The following is a 21284-nucleotide window of genomic DNA, read 5'->3' as shown; positions in this document are numbered from 1 at the left end:
ATTGAGGTTTTTAAATGAACTTTATCACTTATTTGTATTGTTTAAATTATTTTGTTAAAAGTCTAATTAATAACTGTTTATCGCTATAGATTAAGTGATTATTTACGAATTTTTACGTCAATATTTATAAATGGCTCCAACGCTTTCTTGCAAACGATATTTTATGATTATATATTTGTTACACATTAAACATGACACCAAATCATAAAGTATAAAAATTTTTCATCATTCAGTTTTCATGTAGAACATCAGGGTTCTAAACTCTAGGAAAAAAGAACCCTGTTCTCTACAATTTAAGAAGAATACATTGACACCAAAATTTACATTATATTATCAGAAAAACCGAGTCTTATCTAAGGCTCGGTTTTTTTATGTTCTGTAAAATTGATATTACAAGATTTAATTGAAAATAAAAAGTGTAGATAATGAGAGAAGTTGAAATTTATTTAGAGTAAAGCTCGGTAATTAATCCGTTTCCTATGATCCCTGAATTATCGGATATTTCAAAGTCCATTCCTGTATATAATTTTCCGAGGAATAGTTCAGCACCGATTAAAGTAACATCCACAGCAATAGAATCTCCGGGAAAAATAAGTTCGTTTTCGGTAAATGTCTGAACTCCTAGATACGATACTAATTCGAAAGGAAATTTGAAAGACGCACGAAATCCTGTAGATACCGGCGTAACTAATCCTCCTTTTTCTGTTGTATGGTAATTGATTAAAGCCTTAAAATGAGTAAGTTTTTTCATAAAATTTAGATAAAACAAATGTAAAAAAATTAAATGAGAACAATTTTGAGCTTCTGGTAACCGCTTGATATTCATTAAAAACTTCTAATTATGATCATGCATCAGATGAGATTATTCAAATTTATAATTGACATTGCAGATATAATTTAACTCTTGTGGTATCAGGTATTTAAAGAATTCAATGATTAGCATAAGAAAAAAATATTTTCAACAAAAAATTAAATTTCTTGTTAATAATTTTAATATATGATAAGATTCACTTTTTTGGGAAATCGTCACGTAAGATTTTTATTTTTATGATTGATTTATCTAATTTTGTGCCTGAAAACTGAAATTTTTTAATGATGAAGTACCTCTTAGTTCTGGCTGGACTAGGAAGCTGCTCACTATTATTTGCTCAAAAACCCGTGTCGAGAATCTACTCTGATTATGCAGGATTTTGGGATAGTGAAACCAGTGCAGTTACAAAGCCAGACAACAGTCATAATTTACTAGCATTTACTTGGGATCCTGATGGTGCAGGACCGCTTCCCGAAAAAACCTTTAGCACCGGTGTCAACAACGGAATTCTTAGCACGAAAGGAGTGTCTTTCACTGCTGGCAGCTACATTGCATTGCCGGCATATACAATTCCTACTCCAAACAGTGATACCTATATAGGGGTGGGGCAGATGTATGGCGGAGCGGGTAATGTATCGCCTCTTCCCGTTAATAACAACTTGGTACAGTATCTTTCCGATGGAGTTCAAGGGCTTGATCTGGGCACTGCTTTGTTCAATATTACTTCTGGATCCAGTATTAGTCTGAACACGTTGGGAATTGTACCTTCTTCGATTGGTGATAATGTCCCGGACTTGATTTTTACCCAGGTTGGAACAATAAATAATACAACATTACCTGATACATTTAGATTTGTAAACCAGGCAGGCCAGAACGTAGGAACTCCCTATGTGGTTTCGTTCAGTTCGGTGCCGGTTATCGGTAATGCCTGCTGGAAATTTTATAATGCCAATACAAATCCTCCCACCTACAACGCAAACACCTCTAATTCATGTACTAGGGTGATTCGTGTTTTAGCTGCTGACTGGTCAGAATTTGGAATTACCAGTAGCAATTATTCACAAGCGGTACAGCTTATACAGACATTTTCAGGATCATCTGATTTGGCTTTTATAGGTGCTTACAATGAGCAATCGATTACATTTGCTGCAAGTTTCAATGGTTCTGTTTATAATGATAATAATGCAGGTACACCAGATGGTTTAGGAATTAATGGAGCATCATTAAATTTATACAGCAATGGAACTTTGGTGAAAAATGCCGTTACAAACAGTTCAGGATTTTATTTTTTCGATAATATTAACACCAATACTTATCCGGGACCTTACACGATACAATTGAACTTGCCGCAAGGTTTTTCTGTCGTTGGAAATCGTATGGGAACTACCTCCAATAGTATATCTGCTGTACTTTCTACAGGGTCGTCGCAAGGAAATAATTTTGGTATAAACCGTCCTCCTGTTGCAGGGAATGATATTTTAGCTGCTCCTAAAAACATCACAAAAACTTTTAATCTAATTGCCAATGATAATGATTTTGATGGTGGAGTGCTGGTTCCTGCAAGTATAAACCTGATACCGCCGGGAAATTCAATCAATATTGTAAATACGGGTGGAAATATTAAGGGCTTTACGATTACTAATCAGGGAACTTGGAATGTCGATAATTTTGGAATTCTGACATTTACGCCTGCGCAAAATTTTTATAATACTGCATCAACTGTACAATACACAATTAAAGATAATGCAGGACTTGTAAGTAATGCGGCAAATATAAGTATCGATGTTAACTATTGTTTTAAACCGGGAACAGCGGGTACACCATCGTCTTATACCAATTTGGGTATTTCAACACTATCTGAAAGGTACAAGAACTGGCCTGAGGGCCCCGGAATATCTCAGGGAGGAATTCCTAACGGATTTTTAGCACTTAATTCTACGAATAAAGGAATGGTTATCAGCAGGGTCTCAAACTCATCAGCCGTTTTGGAGCCTAAGAAAGGAATGATTGTTTATGACATCGCTGCCCAATGTGTAAAACTTTACAACGGTTCCGGCTGGAATTGTATCAAAAGAACCTGTAACGAACCCAACTAAAAAGATGAAAAAAACTCTAATATTAGCAATCACTGCATTTTTCTCCATTGCAAATGCACAGGTAGCGATAGGGAAAACAGAATTATCAGGAATCGGATCATTGATGGAATTTGCAGGCAATACTGCGACAAACGATACTTCCAATACCAAAGGCATTATTTTACCGGCTGTAAATACAGTTCTGTCACCGGCAAATTCTCAAAACGGAACATTTATTTTTGATAAACAAAGCAGCAAAACAAAGTTTTATGAAAATGGTACCTGGAAAGATATGTCAGATGAGGGAAGTGTTGCTGCATTGGTACCTGCAAGCGGAAATGAAGTAGGTAACGGTGTTATCATCGGTTCAGCTTCAAGTGCTGCAAAAGGAGTATTGATTTTTGAATCTTCAAACAAGGCTTTAGTAATTCCTCATATTAAAAATCCTCATGAATCTGTTTTGAGTCCTTATCCCGGGATGATGTGCTACGATACGGTAAGCAATTCGATAGCAGTTTTTGACGGGCTCAACTGGAGTTATTGGAAATAGGTTTCAGGTAAAAATCTACGTATGAAAAATTGAGAATCGTGCAAAAATTATACGTTTAAATTCTATAAAAAATTTATATCTAAAGATTTATTAAAACTATAAAAAGTGAAAATTACTTGTAGAATAGTTACAATAAGCTATCCTACAAGTAATCTTTCTATCTTGGAAGAAATATCGTCCATATCGAATGGTTTTGCTATAAACGTATCTGCACCTGCACTACTTGCTATCTCCTTACCATCTACACTCGCTGAAAAAATAATTACAGGTAAATTTTTCAACTCACTTGTCGTTCTGATTGTTTTAAGCAATTGATCTCCCGAAAGTACCGGCATCCAAAGATCCATCAGCAAAAGATCGGGGTTTACATTATTTATTTGTTTAATCAGATTGGTGCTGTTGTTTTCCAGAAAAACGGTGTATCCATCAAACTCAAGCATCATTTGAAGAACTTCCAGTATGCTGTCATCGTCATCGCAGATCATTATTTTTTTACCTTCCATTTCTATTTTCTTTTATAATTGGTAATGTGAAATTAAAGGTAGAACCTGCACCAATTTCACTTTCTACCCAAAGTGTACCATTATGCTTGGCGATGATCTCATGACATATATAAAGGCCAATTCCCATTCCCGGAAATTTTTTCTGAATATCTCTAGCTCTGAAAAATCTTTCAAATATTTTAGACTGATCCTGCGGGCTGATTCCCATGCCATAATCTGTTACTGAAACCTTTACAAAGTGTCCGACTCTGTTACAATAAACATCAATTTTATCAGACCCGGGTGAATATTTGATAGCATTTGAAATTAAATTATTAATCACCTGAGAAATCTGCAGCTCATCCCCGAAAATCGTAGCATTGGTATTGCTGCTGATGTTAATTTTGTAATCCGTCGCCAGAGAAAGATTCTCCACCGTATCTCTGATCAGGGTGTCAATTTTAAAAGGTTCATTATGTATCTCAATATGTCCAGACTGTATTTTGGAGGTATCCAACAACTCAGAAATTAAATTATTTAGCCTTTCAACATTTACAGATACTTTATCTAACGTGGTCAAAAACTTGTCTGAAGCTTCTTCAGGAGCCATTCGCTTAAGCAGCTGTACAAATCCTTTAATTGTAGTTAACGGTGTCTTTAATTCGTGACTTGCAATAGAAAGAAAATCATCTTTTCTACGGTCAATTTCCTTTTTTTCGGTAATATCTTCAATTGCAATCAATATTCTGTCTTTATACTGACCTTCAAACTCTACTCGATAGGCATTAACCAGCATAATTTTTCTTCCGATATAAGGGAAGTCGTGTTCTACCTCAAAATCGATTACAGGATTATTTGTTGGAAGAATTTTCGTTAAAAGCTCTTTTAAAGGTTCAATATCCCATTGATGATTTCCTAATTCAAAGAGTATTCTACCTACAGTATCTTCCGGTGTTACTTTAAAAGAATTCAGAAAGTGAGTATTGGCACTTAAAACCTTATAATCGGAATCTAATACTAAAAGAGATTCTCTTACGGTTTGAATAATACTCGAAAGAAATGCTTCATTATCATGAAGTTCCTTGGTACGTTCGAGGATCTTTTTTTCAGCTGACGCTTTTTCTTCCCGTAATTCATTTTCTGCTTTTTTTCTGTCGGTAATATCATTTTGAACTCCGATAAAATGAGTTACCTCACCTTCTTTATTCCTTACTGGAGATATGATAAGTTCGTTCCAGAACAATGTTCCGTTTTTTCTGTAATTCCTGATTTCCAAATGGCATTCTTTACCATTTTTTACTGCATCTTTTATCATTTCCCGTTCAGGTTGGGTGCGGTCTTGTGCCTGCAGAAAACGGCAATTATGACCAATTATCTCATTGTGCAAATAGCCTGTAATTTCTTCAAAAGACTTATTGCAATAGATAATTGGATTATCGGGCTGTCGGTTGTCAGTAATGATAATTCCCGATTTTGCAGAATTCAATGCCTGAAGATAAATGTTGTTATCCAGATTGTCATTAATCGAATTAAGATGATCGTATATTGTTTCCAAAATCTTTCTGTTTTAAATAAATAATTAAAAATCGGAACTGCAGATTTGACTTTAATTATTTTCAAGTTCACTTTTTGTTTAACCAAAATTTGCGCCAGATCTATTAATTGATGCTATTTGTGTTTACTATTTTTTAATTTTTTATGATTATTAATTACAATCGTCTGTGAATTAAATTTCCACTTGACAATTGCTTCATCATCTTTAATCTCAAATTTGATATTATATAATTTTGAAAAACATGCTCTATTTGGTAGATATGACAGTTATAATAACGGAGCCCAATATTATCAATAAGATTACAGAAAATTAAGCAATTTTAAAGTTTACTATTAATGTAAGTATTTAACATTCAGTGTTTTTTAAATAGTTTGATATTATTCTCTTTTTGTATTTAGTAATTTTATTTACAAAATTATTATTTGTTAAAAAAATCATAAAAAAAATTATTTCAATTGGTGAAATATTCTATCTTTGTCGAGTTATGCATTTTTAATAATAATTGATTATTACTTAATGATGGTATAATGTATTGAGATTATTTTCATCAAATTTTCATTTTAACACCAAATCAGATTAACAGAATATTATTTGAATATAACAGTTCAATATAATTTAGATACGATTTAGGATGAATTACAAAGAAGCATTGGCCAGAACTTTAAAGTTACAGGAATACGCTGCCGAATATAATCATAAGGATATACAATATATTGTAGTTCCGGCAGCTTATCAAGAAATGGAGAAGTTTCTTAAAGATTATAAAGATCATAAAGATCCCGACTGCAGACAATACTCTGTTGATGGAAATTTTTCGGTGTATAGAACAGAGATTTCAACTGATAGCTTAAAAGATTTTGCAAATAAGTAGAGGCGTGTAACAATGTGTAATTTGGCAGGTATAATTTTCTTTAATCTGCAACACTAACGTGTAGTTATTAATTTATTATAGACACAATAGCCAGATCTAATCTGAAATTGTTCCCCTAAATTGTATTCAAAAATTCACTTAGGTCTTCTTCTTTGGGCAATCCGATTTTTGATTTTATTTTCGCTTTATAAACTCTGATACTGCCGACTGTGAATTTTTCCAACAGAGCAATTTCCTTTCCAGATAAATTGAGTTTAAAATAAACGCAGAGCTTCAACTCCTGCTGAGTAAGAACAGGAAACCTTTCAGAAAGATTATCCATGAATAATTTATTTTCCAGCGAACTTTCATTAATAAGCTCAATATCTTTTTTATCAAGTTGTATTAAATTATTTATTTTAAATTGTAGATCTCTTAAAATTTCCTCAGGCTCGATGTTCTTCGTTTTCTTTATCTTTTTCAGATTTTCCAAAAATGCCCTTTGGGTTTCTGTTTTCAGATTGAGATTAAGATGAAGATTCTTTACCTTTTCTTTTTGCAATTGAAGATCTTTCTCTAGAATTTCTTTTGAAGTCTCAAATATTATTTTTTCTTTTTCTGTAAGTTCTTCTTTTTTCTTTTTTCTCATTCTCAAAATGATTATACAACCCGTAAAAACAGCTGTTATAAGGAATATGAAAAAAATCAGGAATACGTTTTGCTTCTTTTGATCCTCTTTATCTTTATTGATCTCTTTAATGATATAGCTGTCAATGGCATCTACTGTTTCACTTAGCGCTTTTTGAGACAAATGATCCTGCTCATCATTGAGATCGGCTAATTTCATCGAAATGCCTTTAAAATCTTTGAAATTATCATTTCTTAAATAATAATCTTTAATTAGTTTGGTCAAAATTATCTTATCTTCTACTTTTTCTAGCTTAGGTTCGATAATTTTAAGAGATTCGATAATTTCATCTTCATCAGATCTTTTGCCTGTAATATCATAGATATTCAAAATATCTTTAGCTGCAAAAAGTGCCATTCTGTTGTTTCCGTTTTTAAAGGAAAAACTCCATTTTTCTAAGAATAATTTTTCAGAAATATCATATTTTTTTAGTTCTAAATAATATTGAGCAAGGCTGCCCTTCATATAATATATAAAAACCCTTTGCTCATTATTTAATATGTTTTTCTGTGATAATATCTGTATAGCTTTATTAGTTTCCGAAATAGCAAGATTCAGTTTTCCCATTTTTGCATAACACATTCCAAAATTATTATGCATTGATGCAATATAGAGCAGTTCTTTCTTTTTGTTATAAGTATTTAAAGCTTTTTTAAAGAAAACCAATGCATTGGGATAGTCTGCTTTATTATACAACAGTCTACCCTTAAAATGATATAAATGAGGAAGATAATATTTGTTTCCTACTTTTTCATTGAGTTCTATTGCTTCATTGATATGCCGCATAGACCAATCGGGAGAACTGGTCTCAAACTGAGTTGCCAGATTGTAATTACAGGCAATACTTACATAATTATACTTCCCGTCACTCAGTCTTAAAAGTTCATACACAAGCGGAATCTGCTCATTTCTTTTATCTGCGAAGTAAAGCACATTTACATATTTACTGCTGATGAGATAAAGCTGTTTTTTGTCTTCATTATATTTTTGCAGTTCTTCATTATAAAATCTTTTAATAATAACATGACGATCTTCTTTTCGAGCAGCCAGAGATGTATTAATTTTCTTATTTAATATATCAAAATAATCATCTTCGCTGGAAGAATTGCAGGAAGTAAATAAAAAACTAAAGAATAAAAAATAAAGTAAATATTTAATCATATATGGCAAATGGCTTTACAGTGTCAATATCAGTAAATTTTTTTTATTAAAGATGTGCTAAAAAAAATATTAAAAAAAAACTTTTATAAAATTAATGCTTTTATTATATTAAAATATTGTTTTTCAGTTGATTGCTTTTTTAAAATTAATGTTTTTTTTTGATTATTAACAGTTTTATTAATGTTAATTAATGGCTCTATTCTCGTTTTTTGATTTTCCAGCATTTAATTTCGTTTTCGACAGGATTGAGAAAAGCAATTTCTGTCTGGAAAATAAAAATTTAATAAAACAGATGAGTCATTCTGTGAATGATGATTTATGAAAACGATGATTAAAAAATGAAGTTCGATTATAAAAAAATACACATTGGAAATTTAATTCAAAAAGAGGTCATTACAAAAAAAATTGAAAATGACCGAATATGTAATTTTATGAATTGTAATGAAGATGAAATAGAGGAGATGTATCGGTCAGTTGACCTTCCAACCAATATCATGTTAAAATGGTGTAAACTTCTTGAATATGATTTTTTCAGGCTCTATTCGCAACATCTTATTTTATTTTCTCCACAAAAGTCACCAAATGCAGGAAGTCATGAAAATAAAACTTCTCTACCTAGTTTCAGGAAAAACCTCTACACAAAAGAGATTATCAACTTTGTTCTGGAGCTTGTAAGAACAGGGAAAAAAACAAAGACAGAGATTATGGAAGAATATAAAATTCCTAAAAATACTCTGCTGAAGTGGATTGAAAAATATTAGATATATAAATGTAACTGCAAATGTTGGAACTATACTCATACTGAACATAGAGCAATCTTATTAATAAAAACACAAAAAAATGATTCGACCTGATTATCAAAGGATCTATAAAGATCTTTTAAAAATGAAATTTCCTGATAAGGAAAAAGATAGCGTAATAAAAGCTTTGTTAGAGAAAGAAAATTTTTCTCAGTTGGATGTTATTAAACTTGAAAGTATTTTATTTGGAAATACACAAAATGATAAACTGCTAAAAAACGGGAGTCATCGCTCTTATGATAAATCAACAATTTTTAAGATTCTGGAGTATCAAAAGAAAAATAATCTTAGCAATATAGAACTGGCAAAACATTATGGACTCAGCAGAAATACCGTTGCCAAATGGAAAAAGTATTTCTTAGTCTGATCATAATAATCTAAAAACACATAATAACAGAAGTATTTAATAATTTTCACTCAATTATTTTATAAAATATTCAGCAACTCTATCTTACAGTTCTGAATATTTAAAATGTACAATGTCAATAAGATCTATTGACGTTGTTTTTATATTTTTATACGGTAATGGCGTTTTTTGTTTAACTAAAAATAGAAAATGTTACTTATTTTCTTGAATTTTCTTAGCTGATAAAGTAATTTTTATTATCTTCATCCCATTAACTATAGACCAAATCATCAATGAATTTCGACAAACTAATAGATCATTTTAGACTCGACAAACAAGAATTTTATTTCCAGTTCAACTCTCATCCCAACTATCCTTCAGCTTTAGCGTTTAGCGACACACTCAATTTTTTGGGTTTAAAAAATGACGCTTATGAGCTGGATAAAGAATATTGGGACGAATTACCCGATGAATTCATGGCCTTGGTCGATAATTCCTTTTCCCTAGTAAAAAAGAAAGACAACGAGTTTACTATTTATTCTGATAAGGTAAAGAATATAAGTAAAGAAGAACTTTATAAAAACTCAGGTGATTTTGTGCTTCTTTTTGAAAAAACGGAGAATGTAAAGACGACAACATTTTTCGATTTCAAACCGTTTATTTATGTGATTTTCGGGTTCATTCTTCTTTATTCGTTTTTGCAGTTTACCTGGTACGAAAGCATTTTTAATCTATTGTCGTTACTCGGAATTTACATTTCTTTAGAACTTTTTAATCAAAAATTCGGGCAAGAATCTGTAGTAGTTAACAATATTTGCGGTGGCGCTTCAAACAGTAATACCCAAAGTGCATGTGCAACGATTTTTTCTTCAGATAAGACCAATATTTTAGGATTGAAGCTTTCTGATTTTAGCTTAATCTATTTCTTGGGAATAACTTTTATCGGGCTATTGTTTCCGAGTGCTCAGTTTGCTTTAAGAATTATTTCATTAATTTCCATTTTGGTTATTTTATATTCCCTGTATGTACAGGCTTTCGTAGAAAAATCATTGTGCAGAGTTTGTCTATTTATTATTTTTATTCTGCTGTCACAGATTGTAATCAGCAGCTTCTATTTTAGTCTAGAAGTTTACCTACCAATTGTCTTTATTGGCATTATTGCATTTATTTCGTTGTTTTTTACAATTGCTTTCCTAAATAATTTGATGAATCAAAAAGAAGAGCTCAAAAAATCGAATGCAAAAAATCTTAGATTCAAAAGAAATTATGATCTGTTCAAAAGAGAGCTTTTAAGTAATGAGAAAATTGAATTTTCAGATAAGAATACGTTTTTCTTAGGTAATAAGGATGCAAAACTTCACATTTCTGTGGTTTCTAATCCATATTGTGGTTTTTGTAAAAATGCGCATAAGATTCTTGAAGATTTATTAGCTAAATATCCCGATGAGATTTCTGCCCAGATTAGATTTAATTATTCAGGTGAAAGTGCCGGTGAAAAATATACCCAGCTTATTTCAGACTTTTTGAGCATTTATCAAAACAAATCACAACACGAGTTTTTAAATACTGTTGATATCTGGTTTGAAAATAGAAATGAGGATGAAATTAAGAGAAAATCGGGAACCAATCAACCGCAAAATCTTACCAATATTATTCAGATGACTTCAGAAAACAGTTCTGCCGGACTTACTTTCACACCCGTTTTTATTCTTAACGGTTATCAGTTTCCAGATAAGTATGATCGCGAAGACATCCATTATTTTATTAATGAATTAATTGAGGATGAAGATTTTTCTGCTTAAATTATTTCCATTTAATTAAAATTGATTAATTTTAAATGAATTAAAAGCGAGATCCGAAAAGCTTAAAAAGAGTAGGAAATTACCAAATTCAATTTTTATGAAAAATCTAAAAAAAATCAACCGACAGGAAATGAAAACCATTCAAGGTGGTATTAATTGCCAAGGCGGGCAAATTTGCCTGATCAACGGAAAATGGAAATGCATGCCATACGATGGATGCGGTGGCGGAAATCAGCCATAATTTAATCATCAAATCAAACTAAATTACAGTATTATGAAAAATTTAAAAAAAGTATCAAGAAATCAGATGAAAGACATTAGCGGAGGGGCTTCTGGTTGCTCTCAAGCATGTTGTCCTCCTCCGGGAATAAAAAGATGTCCTAATATTATTTGTATTATAGCATGTCCAGTAGAATCTTAAAAAATTAATGTTATGAAAAATTTAAAAAAAATTTCAAGAAATCAGATGAAAAATATTACCGGAAGCGGTGGAATAATTGTAAAACAATGCGTAAATATCTGTTGTCCGCCTCCTGGGCAAGTTAAATGTCCAAAATTGATTTGCCCGGCAGTAGTTTGTCCGCAGTATGTATAGAAATTTTGTACTATTCGACGAGATTAAAAAAAATCGAATAATTTTATTTTTTTATTAGATATAATGTTTGTATTTAAAAAAAATCCCTAAATTGGGATAAAAATAAAGCGGCATCCAAAAAGCTTAAATAGAGTAGGAAACCAAACATTATATTTATGAAAAACTTAAAAAAACTTACAAGAGAAAATCTTAAAACTGTACAGGGAGGAATTACTCTTGAATGTGTACAAGGGCAAGCTGCATCTGCAAAGTGCTACAACACAAACACAGAATGCGTAAATGATCCTAATTCAGGTGGTTTTTGCATTCGTTATTGCAATAAGTCTTGCTACTAAAGTCTAAAAGCTTATAAATTAGAAGAAAAATTGTCGTCTCTGAGGCGACAATTTGTTTTAAATAATTTGAATTAAATTTTGAAAAAAAAATTCCCAAATTACATACAGCCCGATTCCAAAGATTGTGGCCCCACTTGTCTCAGAATTGTCAGCAAACACTATGGAAAAAGTATTTCGCTGCAGCAGATTCGTAACCTTTCAGAAACAACCAGAGAAGGCAGCAGTCTGCTTGGTTTAAGCGATGCAGCCGAAGACTTAGGCTTCCGTTCTTTGGGAGTGCAAATTGACTTTAATACATTAGCTGAGGAAGTTCCTTTCCCTAGCATTGTTCATTGGAACAAAAATCATTTTGTAGTCGTTTACAAAATTGATAAAAATAATACGGTTTACATTTCAGATCCAAGTTACGGATTGATTACTTACTCCAGAGAAGAATTTATCAAAAGATGGATTGGCGAGAACGCTAACGAAAACACTGAAGAAGGAATTGCTTTAATCCTTGAAACAACACCGGCATTTTTCCAGACTGAGTTTGACGATAAAGAAAGTAAAGCAAGTTTTTCTTTTCTTTCAAAATATCTGCTGAAATATAAATCTTTAATCGTTCAGTTGGCTGTAGGCTTGCTTGCCGGAAGTTTACTTTCACTTATTTTGCCATTCCTTACTCAAAGCATTGTCGATGTTGGTATTCAGAATCAGGATCTGAATTTCATCTATTTGGTTCTTCTCGCTCAGGTGATGCTTTTTCTGGGTAGAATGGGAATTGAGGTCATCCGAAGCTGGATTTTACTTCATCTTTCCACCAGAATTAACATTTCAATCATCTCAGATTTCTTTATTAAATTAATGAAACTTCCGATTAGTTTCTTTGATACAAGAATGACAGGAGATATTATGCAGAGAATCAATGACCATCACAGAATCGAACAACTTCTGACTAATTCCTCCCTGAATACATTGTTCTCTTTAGTCAATTTAATTATTTTCAGTATTGTCTTACTGTTTTATGATTACAGGTTGTTTATTGTCTATATAATCGGAGCCGTTCTATACATTGGGTGGATTACTTTTTTCCTTAATAAAAGAAAAGAGCTCGATTATAAAAGGTTCTCGCAGGTTTCACAGGAACAGAGTAAAGTCATTGAACTGATCAACGGAATGCAGGAAATAAAAATGCATAACGCCGAAAAGCAAAAACGTTGGGACTGGGAGTTTTTACAAGTAAAACTTTTTAAGCTAAAAATAAAATCGTTGTCATTGGAGCAGTGGCAATCGGTTGGTGGGAATTTCATTAACCAGATGAAAGATATTTTGGTGAGTTTTCTTTCTGCTAAATTAGTATTAGAAGGAAATCTTACTTTGGGTATGATGCTTTCTGTTCAGTACATTATTGGACAGTTAAACAGTCCATTATTACAATTGATTGACTTTATCAAACAAACTCAGGACGCTAAAATTTCTCTGGAAAGGTTGGGCGAAATTCATGATAAAGAAGATGAAGAAAATAAGGATGAGCAGTATGCTACCGAAATTCCCGAAAAAGATATAGAAATTAGTAATATATCTTTCAGGTATATTGGTTCCGATATTCCTGTTTTTGAAAACTTAAGTTTAAATATTCCTCACCAAAAAACAACAGCAATCGTCGGAGCCAGTGGAAGTGGAAAAACAACACTTTTAAAACTGTTGATGAAATTTTATGAACCAAATGATGGCGAAATAAAAATAGGAAATACCCAGATGAAAAACATTTCACCAAGATTCTGGAGAGATCAATGTGGAGTTGTGATGCAGGAAGGATATGTTTTTAATGATACGATTGCCAATAATATTGCTGTAGGTGAGGATTATGTAGATAAAACTAAGTTAAGAAAAGCGGTAGAAATTGCTAATATTAAGGAGTTTATAGAAGGTTTACCCTTAAGCTATAATACAAAAATAGGAAATGAAGGCGTTGGCGTAAGTGGCGGACAAAAGCAAAGACTTTTCATCGCAAGAGCGGTTTATAAATCTCCTGAATACATTTTTTTCGACGAAGCAACGAGCGCTTTAGATGCGAATAATGAAAAAGTAATCATGGAAAATCTGGAGCAGTTTTTTAAAGGAAAAACAGCCATTGTAATAGCACACAGATTATCGACGGTAAAGCATGCCGATAAAATTATTGTTTTAGACAAAGGAAAAGTTGTTGAAGAGGGAAGTCATGTAGAATTGGTAGCTTTAAAAGGAGAATATTACAGACTCGTTAAAAATCAACTTGAATTAGGTAATTAATTTTAAAATAAATCATCTATATCAGAATTATTTTTTATATTTAATTTTTACTAAAAGCGTTATCCGAAAAGCTATAATAGAGTAGGAGAAAATAAAAACATTTATTATGAAAAATTTAAAAAAGATTTTAAGAAAAGACCTAAAGGAGATTAAAGGCGGTAGTCCAGGAGTGATCAATTTAGGAGGTAATGGGGGTTCAAAGAATAATCCATTGTGCTATCAAAATATGGATCAATGGTATTTTGACTGTAATTCTGATCCAGACAATGAAATATGTCGTTTATGTTTTAATCAACATTAATACAAATTTGCTAAATCCTCTATTTAGAGGATTTAGCATTCTTACAATACGAGGCTAAACTAAAATGTACCGAGGTATTGAAAATTGATTTGAATTAAGAATTTGAAATCTATTAAGAGAATAAAAAACAAAAAATATTATATGAAAAATTTAAAAAGAATCTCTAGAGCAGACTTAAAAAATATTAGTGGAGGCTACTCAACTGTTGATTGCTCAAACTTGGGTGAAGCTGTTGGTACATTTGCATGCTTGGGTAATCAGCTTGGATTCATTTCGTGTATTTCTTATTACAGTGATGATGCCATTGGTTGTAAGGAAGGAGAAATATGTAAAAATGGAACTTGTGTAACTCGTTAATTAAATTAATATCTCAACTTTTTATCAAAATTGTAAAGAGTTGAGAATTTTTTATGAAAGACATTCTAGATAACATAGAACTGCGCTCAGAAAGCGTTCAGGATATACTTACAGAGCCGCCACATTGGATGTTCCGATGGGGAAATACAATTATATTACTTATATTATTACTCATTCTTGCGATGAGTTACATCATCAAATATCCGGAATTTGTTCCGGCTCCGATTATTGTGACTTCACAAAATCCACCGGAGAAAATTGAAGCAAGAAGCAGTTCAAAAATTGAGAAAATATTCATTAAAGATCATCAAAAAGTAAAAAAAGGTGATGTAATGATGGTTTTGCAGTCTACAGCAAATTATCAGGATGTTTTAAAACTAAAAAAACTGGTAGATTCTATTGCTTCGGATCAACTGCTTTCTTTCCCTGTGAAAGAGGCTTCTCATTTTAAATTAGGCGAACTTCAGAGTGATTACAACAGTTTTGCAAAAGCTTTTCAGGATGAGAATTTATTTACCCGTTTACAGCCCTATGCGCCAGAAAATATTGCTACTAATCTGAGTATTTCAGAATCCAGAGGCCGAATTGCTAATTTAAAGCAGCAAAAAAATCTGGAAGCAGCAAAGGCCGAGCTTTCCCGTAAAAGCTATCAACGATCGCAGGAATTATTTAATCAAGGCGTGATTGCAGCGGTAGAACTCGAAACTGAAAAAATAAAATATCTGCAGGCTCAGCAAAACTTAGAAAATTTAAATATTTCTCTGTCTCAATTACAGGAAAGCATTTCTAATTTCAATAAAACAAAAAGCGGAACCGCAATCAACACCGAAAAAGATAAAATTACTTATTCGTCGCAAACTCTTCAACTATTCGAGCAGCTGAGAAAATCGTTAAAACAATGGGAACAGAGTTATCTTATTGTTTCTTCTACCAATGGAATGGCGAGTTTTCAGCAGTTTTATGGCGAAAACCAATTTGTAAAAGCTGGGGATCCTATAGTGTCTATTTTACCGGATAATACTGAACAATTGGTAGGTAGAATGTCTGTACCAACAGCAAATTCGGGGAAAATTATTCCCGGAGAAAAGGTGTTGATTAAATTAGATAATTATCGTTTTCAGGAATATGGAATTATCGAAGGGAAAGTACAGAATATTTCATTAATTCCGGATGATAAAGGAAATTATTATGTAGATGTTGTATTGCCAAAAGGTTTAAAAACATCGTACAATAAAACCCTTAAATTCGACAAAGAACTTAGAGGAAATGCCGAGATTGTTACACAGGATTTAAGATTAATTGAAAGATTCTTCTACCAGATTAGAAAATTATTGGGATATCAATCATAAAAACAGATATTATACTACTCTAATGTGTTTTTATTAGAGCTTTTAAACAACTGAACTACAATAAAGTTTAGTTTATACAAACTATTTTTCTATTTTTGTTAAGTGAAACTTTTAAGACTTATATTGACAATTTATTTCATTGCACTGCTCATTATGCCGTGCAGTGATGTCAAGGCTGAATCTGTAAAAGATAATCATACCCAAATTTCACTCAATACTGAGGATTCTCATTCTCATAATATAGATGATGGCTGTTCTCCTTTCTGCTTTTGCAGCTGTTGCCAGATTACGGTAACATCATTTAAAATGGAACCTTTTTTAGAAGTTTCTTTACAGGTAAAAGCCTATTTTTCAAAGAAAATTCTTTTCCATAGAAACAATATTGCCTATCAGGTTTACGACCATATTTGGCAACCTCCCAAAATTTAATTTTTAACGATCAGATGAAAGAATCCTTTCATCAAAAACTTTTAGGAAAGCTTTGCAATATGATTGCATAGTCTTCTTAGTCATCTTTGTATCTCAAAAATGCATCAATTATTTAATGCATAATGAGATTGCAGATCAATAAAAATTAAATAAAATTCTATGTTAGATAAAATCATAAAATTTAGCATCAAAAACAAGATAGTCGTTGGAATAATGACTTTGTTGTGGATAATTTGGGGAGTTTGGAGCGCGACCAGATTATCCGTCGATGCTGTACCCGATATTACCAATAATCAGGTACAAATTATCACGGTTTGTCCTACGCTTGCTGGTCAGGAAGTAGAACAGCTGGTTACTTTTCCCATTGAGCAAAGCATCGCCAATATTCCGGATATTGAGGAGACGAGAAGTATCTCTAGATTTGGATTATCAGTAATCACTGTTGTTTTTAAAGAAGATGTTGATGTGTATTTTGCACGTCAGCTTATCAACGAAAAATTAAAAGAAGCCGCAGAGGAAATCCCGAAAGGAATTGGAACTCCTGAATTAGCGCCCGTAAGTACAGGTTTGGGCGAGGTTTATCAATATATTCTGCATCCGAAAAAAGGAAGCGAAAACAAATACACTTCCCAGGAACTGCGAACGATGCAGGATTGGATTGTGAGAAGACAATTAAATGGTACACCGGGAATAGCAGAAGTCAATAGTTTTGGCGGTGAGCTGAAGCAATACGAAGTTGCTATTGACCCTAACCGACTGAAAGCAATGGGTGTAAGTGTGACCGATATTTTCACGTCATTAGAGAAAAACAATCAGAATACGGGAGGAGCTTATATCGATAAAAAACCAAATGCTTACTTCATCCGTGGCATTGGCGTTGTCGCTTCTCTGGAAGATATAAAAAACATTGCAGTAAAGAATAACACAGGTAGTGTTCCGATTTTTATAAAAGATGTTGCCGACGTAAGATTAGGAAGTGCAGTACGTTATGGAGCAATGACGTTCAATGGTAAAGTCGATGCTGTAGGCGGTATTGTAATGATGCTGAAAGGGGCCAACAGTAATGAAGTGGTGAATTTGGTGAAAGAAAAAATCCCGACAATTCAAAAATCTTTACCCAAAGATGTTGTTATAGAACCGTTTTTAGACCGAACAGATTTGGTGGGAAGAGCCATCAATACCGTTGAGAAAAACTTAATTGAAGGCGCATTGATTGTCATTTTTGTTTTGGTATTATTTCTTGGGAATTTCAGAGCAGGATTAATCGTTGCATCCGCAATTCCGTTAGCATTGCTTTTTGCGTTGGGAATGATGAATGTTTTTGGCGTAAGTGCAAACCTGATGAGCCTTGGAGCAATCGACTTTGGACTGATTGTAGACGGTGCAGTTATCATTGTGGAAGCTACACTTCACCATTTAGGACTCAGAAAATCGACTCAGAAACTTACGCAGGCTGAAATGGATGAAGAAGTTTTTCTTTCTGCTTCAAAAATCAGAAACAGCGCAGCTTTTGGTGAAATCATTATTCTTATCGTTTATATTCCTATCCTGACTTTGGTTGGAGTAGAAGGTAAAATGTTTACACCGATGGCAAAAACAGTAGGTTTTGCAATTTTAGGAGCTTTGATTTTATCACTGACTTACATTCCGATGATGAGTGCCTTATTTTTATCTAAAAAGCCTTCTACAAAAGAAAATTTTTCAGATAAAATGATGCGCAGGCTGCAGAATATTTACCAGCCTTTATTGCAAAAAGCATTACGGTTGAAATACATTTTAGTTTCGGCTACCGTTGCATTATTTGCAGTCAGTATTTTTGTATTCAGCAGAATGGGAGGCGAATTTATCCCACAATTACAGGAAGGAGATTTTGCATTTCACTGTATTTTACCGCAAGGAAGTTCACTTACGCAAAGTGTAGAAACATCGATGCAGGCATCAAGAATCATTAAGCAATTTGATGAAGTGAAAATGGTAGTTGGTAAAACGGGTTCAGCCGAAGTTCCTACCGACCCGATGCCACCGGAAGCAACGGATATGATTATTGTTTTAAAACCACAAAAAGAATGGAAAACAAAAAAATCTTACGATGAATTAGCTGATGAAATCTCTGAAAAACTTGAAAATATCCCCGGTGTTTTCTTTGAGAAAAATCAACCGATACAGATGCGTTTCAATGAACTGATGACGGGAATTCGTCAGGATGTTGCCGTGAAAATTTTTGGTGAAAACCTGGATTCTCTTGCAATTTATGCAGAAAAGGTGAATGATGTGATTCAAACTGTTGAAGGGGTAACTACACCTCAAATTGAACGGGTTAGCGGACTTCCGCAAATCAACGTAGAATATGACAGAACAAGAATGGCGAACTACGGATTGAATATTGAAGATGTGAATAACACGCTCAGTACAGCTTTTGCGGGTAAAAGCGCAGGTCTGGTTTTTGAGAACGAAAGACGTTTTGATTTGGTTGTACGATTAGACAGCATTCACAGAACCAATATTGATGACGTAAATAACCTGATGATATCTACAAGTTCAGGAAATCAGATTCCACTTTCACAGGTTGCCAATATCAGCTATAAACTCGGTCCTGCACAGATAAGCCGTGAAGAAGGAAAACGAAGAATCGTAATCGGGTTTAATGTGAAAGACCGTGATGTGGAAAGTGTGGTGAATGATATTCAGAAAAAATTAGATAATAAAATAAAACTTCCTTCGGGTTATTATTTCACATATGGCGGGCAATTCGAGAATTTACAGGCAGCAAGCAAACGATTAATGATTGCTGTTCCGGTTTCGCTTTTATTAATTTTTATGCTGCTATATTTTACATTTAAATCTTTCAAGCAAGCCGCATTAATTTTTACAGCCATTCCGATGAGTGCAATTGGTGGTGTTTTCGCATTAATTATTCGGGATATGCCATTCAGTATTAGTGCAGGGATTGGTTTTATCGCTTTGTTTGGGGTTGCAGTTTTAAACGGAATTGTTTTGATTGGAACATTCAATCAATTAGAAAAAGATGGTGAAACTGATATTCTGAAACGTGTTTTTGAAGGAACTAAAACAAGGCTTCGTCCGGTTTTGATGACTGCAGCGGTCGCATCGTTAGGATTTCTTCCGATGGCAATTTCCACAGGAGCGGGTGCAGAAGTTCAGAAACCATTGGCAACCGTTGTTATTGGTGGATTGATAACAGCAACTTTCCTTACATTATTCGTTTTGCCAATGCTTTATATTATTTTCAGCACAAAACTCAAAATAAAAAATATCAAAATGAAACCTTTAACGACGGTGATTATTTTAGGTTTTTTATTGTTTGGACAAACAATGGCTGCTCAAACTACAAAAACGCTATCGGTAGAAGAGGCAACAGAAATAGCGGTGAATAATAACTATTCGATAAAATCAAAAGACTTAGACGTTAAGGTTTCTGAAAGTTTAAAACCAACAGCCAATGAACTTCCGAAAATGGAGTTTAATGCGCAATTGGGACAATACAACAGTCCGAAATTTGACCAGTCGTTTTCCATTTCGCAAACGATTCCGTTTCCTACATTATTTAAAGCGAGAAAGGAACTCATTGCGCAGGAAATAAAAGGAAAGCAAATTAATCGTGAAATTACAGTTAATGAGTTGGCAAAACAGGTAAGAACCTATTTTTATCAAATTGAATATCTGCATTATAATCAAAATAAACTGTTGAAATTGGATAGTCTTTATCAGGATTTTATCAGAATTGCAACCGTAAGATTTAATGCAGGTGACATCAAGAAAATAGAAATAAGCACTGCAGAAACACAGAAAGGAGAAATCAATTTATTATTAAATCAGAATAAAATTTATCTTAATAATGCTTACAAAAATCTGAAAACGCTTCTGAATATAAATGACGATATTCAAATTCCTCTTAATAAAAGCTATGAACCGTTGAAAGCGGAATACGTTCTGGATAGCACAGCTATTGCCAATCATCCGACTGTAAAAGCTTTTTATCAGGAAATGGAAATCGCCGATAAGAACAAAAATGTTGAGAAGTCACAAGGCTTGCCGGAATTCACTTTAGGCTATACCAATCAGTCGATTATTGGTTTTCACACATTGAATGGTCAGGAAAAGTTTTATAATGCAGGAAACCGTTTCAGTGTTGCGAGTATCGGAGTTGCGATTCCATTGACTTTTGGAGCGACCAAAGCACGAATTCAATCTTTGGAATATCAGAAACAGATGGCAGAATCGAATGCCCAACAACAGCAAAAACAGTTGACCGCTCAGTTGGAAAATGCATTAAACCAATATCAGCAAGACATTCAGCAATACCAATATTACATTGACCAGGCTTTGCCAAATGCAGAAAAAATCGTCAAAGCAGGGCAACTCGGTTACAAAACCGGAGAAATCTCTTATGTCGAATATTTATTTGCTTTGCAGACTGCGACTAATATTCAGCTGAAATATTTGGAATCTATACAACAGGTAAACCAGTCTGTAATCACCATTAACTCTTTAATCAACAAATAA

19 protein-coding genes are annotated in these 21284 nt (G+C 33.0%); 15 read left to right on the top strand and 4 right to left on the bottom strand.

Annotation, left to right across the window (positions count from 1 at the left end; genetic code table 11):
- Positions 1-442: 442 nt before the first annotated feature.
- Positions 443-751 carry a hypothetical protein gene (locus OH814_RS06615; RefSeq protein WP_201134776.1) on the bottom strand — a complete coding sequence of 103 codons (309 nt, stop codon included), beginning with the start codon at positions 749-751 and terminating at the stop codon, positions 443-445.
- Between the two features lie 344 nt (positions 752-1095).
- On the opposite strand from OH814_RS06615, the gene OH814_RS06610 reads away from it, so the two are divergent.
- Together OH814_RS06610 and OH814_RS06605 are read left to right on the top strand one after the other, a co-directional pair.
- Positions 1096-2907: an Ig-like domain-containing protein gene (locus tag OH814_RS06610; protein ID WP_308827611.1), complete on the top strand. Its 1812-nt coding sequence runs from the start codon at positions 1096-1098 to the stop codon at positions 2905-2907.
- A gap of 4 nt (positions 2908-2911) precedes the next feature.
- Complete coding sequence (locus OH814_RS06605) at positions 2912-3436, top strand: hypothetical protein (protein WP_308827610.1); 525 nt, start codon at positions 2912-2914, stop codon at positions 3434-3436.
- Positions 3437-3573: 137 nt separating this feature from the next.
- Here OH814_RS06605 and OH814_RS06600 read toward each other — a convergent pair whose 3' ends face one another.
- Together OH814_RS06600 and OH814_RS06595 are read right to left on the bottom strand one after the other, a co-directional pair.
- A complete protein-coding gene (locus tag OH814_RS06600; RefSeq protein ID WP_308827609.1) occupies positions 3574-3939 on the bottom strand; it encodes a response regulator in 366 nt (121 codons plus the stop codon).
- Complete coding sequence (locus OH814_RS06595; protein WP_308827608.1) at positions 3929-5473, bottom strand: PAS domain-containing protein; 1545 nt, start codon at positions 5471-5473, stop codon at positions 3929-3931. The genes OH814_RS06600 and OH814_RS06595 overlap by 11 nt, the downstream gene beginning before the upstream one ends.
- A 631-nt stretch (positions 5474-6104) precedes the next feature.
- Between OH814_RS06595 and OH814_RS06590 the strand changes: the two genes are divergently transcribed.
- Entirely contained in the window at positions 6105-6344 is a 240-nt protein-coding gene (locus tag OH814_RS06590) for a hypothetical protein (RefSeq protein WP_308827607.1), read from the top strand.
- Between the two features lie 115 nt (positions 6345-6459).
- Here the strand turns inward: OH814_RS06590 and OH814_RS06585 are convergent, their stop codons facing one another.
- On the bottom strand, positions 6460-8172 hold the full coding sequence (locus tag OH814_RS06585) for a tetratricopeptide repeat protein (protein WP_308827606.1): 1713 nt from the start codon (positions 8170-8172) through the stop codon (positions 6460-6462).
- A gap of 431 nt (positions 8173-8603) precedes the next feature.
- On the opposite strand from OH814_RS06585, the gene OH814_RS06580 reads away from it, so the two are divergent.
- The 12 genes from OH814_RS06580 to OH814_RS06525 all read left to right on the top strand — a co-directional run bounded on the left by OH814_RS06580 (position 8604) and on the right by OH814_RS06525 (position 21284).
- Positions 8604-8933: a hypothetical protein gene (locus OH814_RS06580; protein WP_308827605.1), complete on the top strand. Its 330-nt coding sequence runs from the start codon at positions 8604-8606 to the stop codon at positions 8931-8933.
- Positions 8934-9057: 124 nt separating this feature from the next.
- Complete coding sequence (locus OH814_RS06575; protein ID WP_228421291.1) at positions 9058-9339, top strand: helix-turn-helix domain-containing protein; 282 nt, start codon at positions 9058-9060, stop codon at positions 9337-9339.
- 272 nt (positions 9340-9611) lie between these two features.
- The gene (locus OH814_RS06570) at positions 9612-11120 is read left to right on the top strand and encodes a vitamin K epoxide reductase family protein (protein WP_308827604.1); all 1509 of its coding nucleotides are present in this window, start codon (positions 9612-9614) and stop codon (positions 11118-11120) included.
- 97 nt (positions 11121-11217) lie between these two features.
- Positions 11218-11361, top strand: coding sequence for a hypothetical protein (locus OH814_RS06565; RefSeq protein WP_159436361.1), 144 nt, complete (start codon positions 11218-11220; stop codon positions 11359-11361).
- Positions 11362-11553: 192 nt separating this feature from the next.
- Positions 11554-11715: a hypothetical protein gene (locus OH814_RS06560; RefSeq protein ID WP_308827603.1), complete on the top strand. Its 162-nt coding sequence runs from the start codon at positions 11554-11556 to the stop codon at positions 11713-11715.
- Between the two features lie 155 nt (positions 11716-11870).
- Positions 11871-12050, top strand: a complete 180-nt coding sequence (locus tag OH814_RS06555; RefSeq protein WP_308827602.1) for a hypothetical protein — start codon at positions 11871-11873, stop codon at positions 12048-12050.
- 78 nt (positions 12051-12128) lie between these two features.
- A complete protein-coding gene (locus OH814_RS06550; RefSeq protein WP_308827601.1) occupies positions 12129-14324 on the top strand; it encodes a peptidase domain-containing ABC transporter in 2196 nt (731 codons plus the stop codon).
- A 106-nt stretch (positions 14325-14430) separates the two neighbouring features.
- A complete protein-coding gene (locus OH814_RS06545; RefSeq protein ID WP_308827600.1) occupies positions 14431-14625 on the top strand; it encodes a hypothetical protein in 195 nt (64 codons plus the stop codon).
- A 141-nt stretch (positions 14626-14766) separates the two neighbouring features.
- The gene (locus OH814_RS06540) at positions 14767-14982 is read left to right on the top strand and encodes a hypothetical protein (RefSeq protein WP_308827599.1); all 216 of its coding nucleotides are present in this window, start codon (positions 14767-14769) and stop codon (positions 14980-14982) included.
- Positions 14983-15035: 53 nt separating this feature from the next.
- Positions 15036-16331, top strand: a complete 1296-nt coding sequence (locus OH814_RS06535) for an HlyD family secretion protein (protein ID WP_279195431.1) — start codon at positions 15036-15038, stop codon at positions 16329-16331.
- A gap of 102 nt (positions 16332-16433) precedes the next feature.
- A complete protein-coding gene (locus OH814_RS06530; RefSeq protein ID WP_308827598.1) occupies positions 16434-16760 on the top strand; it encodes a DUF6660 family protein in 327 nt (108 codons plus the stop codon).
- 159 nt (positions 16761-16919) lie between these two features.
- Positions 16920-21284, top strand: coding sequence for a CusA/CzcA family heavy metal efflux RND transporter (locus OH814_RS06525; RefSeq protein WP_308827597.1), 4365 nt, complete (start codon positions 16920-16922; stop codon positions 21282-21284).

Source organism: Chryseobacterium sp. CFS15, from assembly GCF_031118795.1.
GTDB lineage: Bacteria > Bacteroidota > Bacteroidia > Flavobacteriales > Weeksellaceae > Chryseobacterium > Chryseobacterium indoltheticum.
This window is presented reverse-complemented; position numbering and strand designations above follow the sequence as displayed.

Bases quoted from the DNA above. Each gene is read 5' to 3' on its own strand.
- OH814_RS06615 (WP_201134776.1), bottom strand. From the start codon at position 751: ATGAAAAAACTTACTCATTTTAAGGCTTTAATCAATTACCATACAACA.
- OH814_RS06580 (WP_308827605.1), top strand. From the start codon at position 8,604: ATGAATTGTAATGAAGATGAAATAGAGGAGATGTATCGGTCAGTTGAC.
- OH814_RS06535 (WP_279195431.1), top strand. From the start codon at position 15,036: ATGAAAGACATTCTAGATAACATAGAACTGCGCTCAGAAAGCGTTCAG.
- OH814_RS06610 (WP_308827611.1), top strand. From the start codon at position 1,096: ATGAAGTACCTCTTAGTTCTGGCTGGACTAGGAAGCTGCTCACTATTA.
- OH814_RS06555 (WP_308827602.1), top strand. From the start codon at position 11,871: ATGAAAAACTTAAAAAAACTTACAAGAGAAAATCTTAAAACTGTACAG.
- OH814_RS06570 (WP_308827604.1), top strand. From the start codon at position 9,612: ATGAATTTCGACAAACTAATAGATCATTTTAGACTCGACAAACAAGAA.
- OH814_RS06590 (WP_308827607.1), top strand. From the start codon at position 6,105: ATGAATTACAAAGAAGCATTGGCCAGAACTTTAAAGTTACAGGAATAC.
- OH814_RS06600 (WP_308827609.1), bottom strand. From the start codon at position 3,939: ATGGAAGGTAAAAAAATAATGATCTGCGATGACGATGACAGCATACTG.
- OH814_RS06585 (WP_308827606.1), bottom strand. From the start codon at position 8,172: ATGATTAAATATTTACTTTATTTTTTATTCTTTAGTTTTTTATTTACT.
- OH814_RS06605 (WP_308827610.1), top strand. From the start codon at position 2,912: ATGAAAAAAACTCTAATATTAGCAATCACTGCATTTTTCTCCATTGCA.
- OH814_RS06575 (WP_228421291.1), top strand. From the start codon at position 9,058: ATGAAATTTCCTGATAAGGAAAAAGATAGCGTAATAAAAGCTTTGTTA.
- OH814_RS06545 (WP_308827600.1), top strand. From the start codon at position 14,431: ATGAAAAATTTAAAAAAGATTTTAAGAAAAGACCTAAAGGAGATTAAA.
- OH814_RS06525 (WP_308827597.1), top strand. From the start codon at position 16,920: ATGTTAGATAAAATCATAAAATTTAGCATCAAAAACAAGATAGTCGTT.
- OH814_RS06560 (WP_308827603.1), top strand. From the start codon at position 11,554: ATGAAAAATTTAAAAAAAATTTCAAGAAATCAGATGAAAAATATTACC.
- OH814_RS06540 (WP_308827599.1), top strand. From the start codon at position 14,767: ATGAAAAATTTAAAAAGAATCTCTAGAGCAGACTTAAAAAATATTAGT.
- OH814_RS06565 (WP_159436361.1), top strand. From the start codon at position 11,218: ATGAAAAATCTAAAAAAAATCAACCGACAGGAAATGAAAACCATTCAA.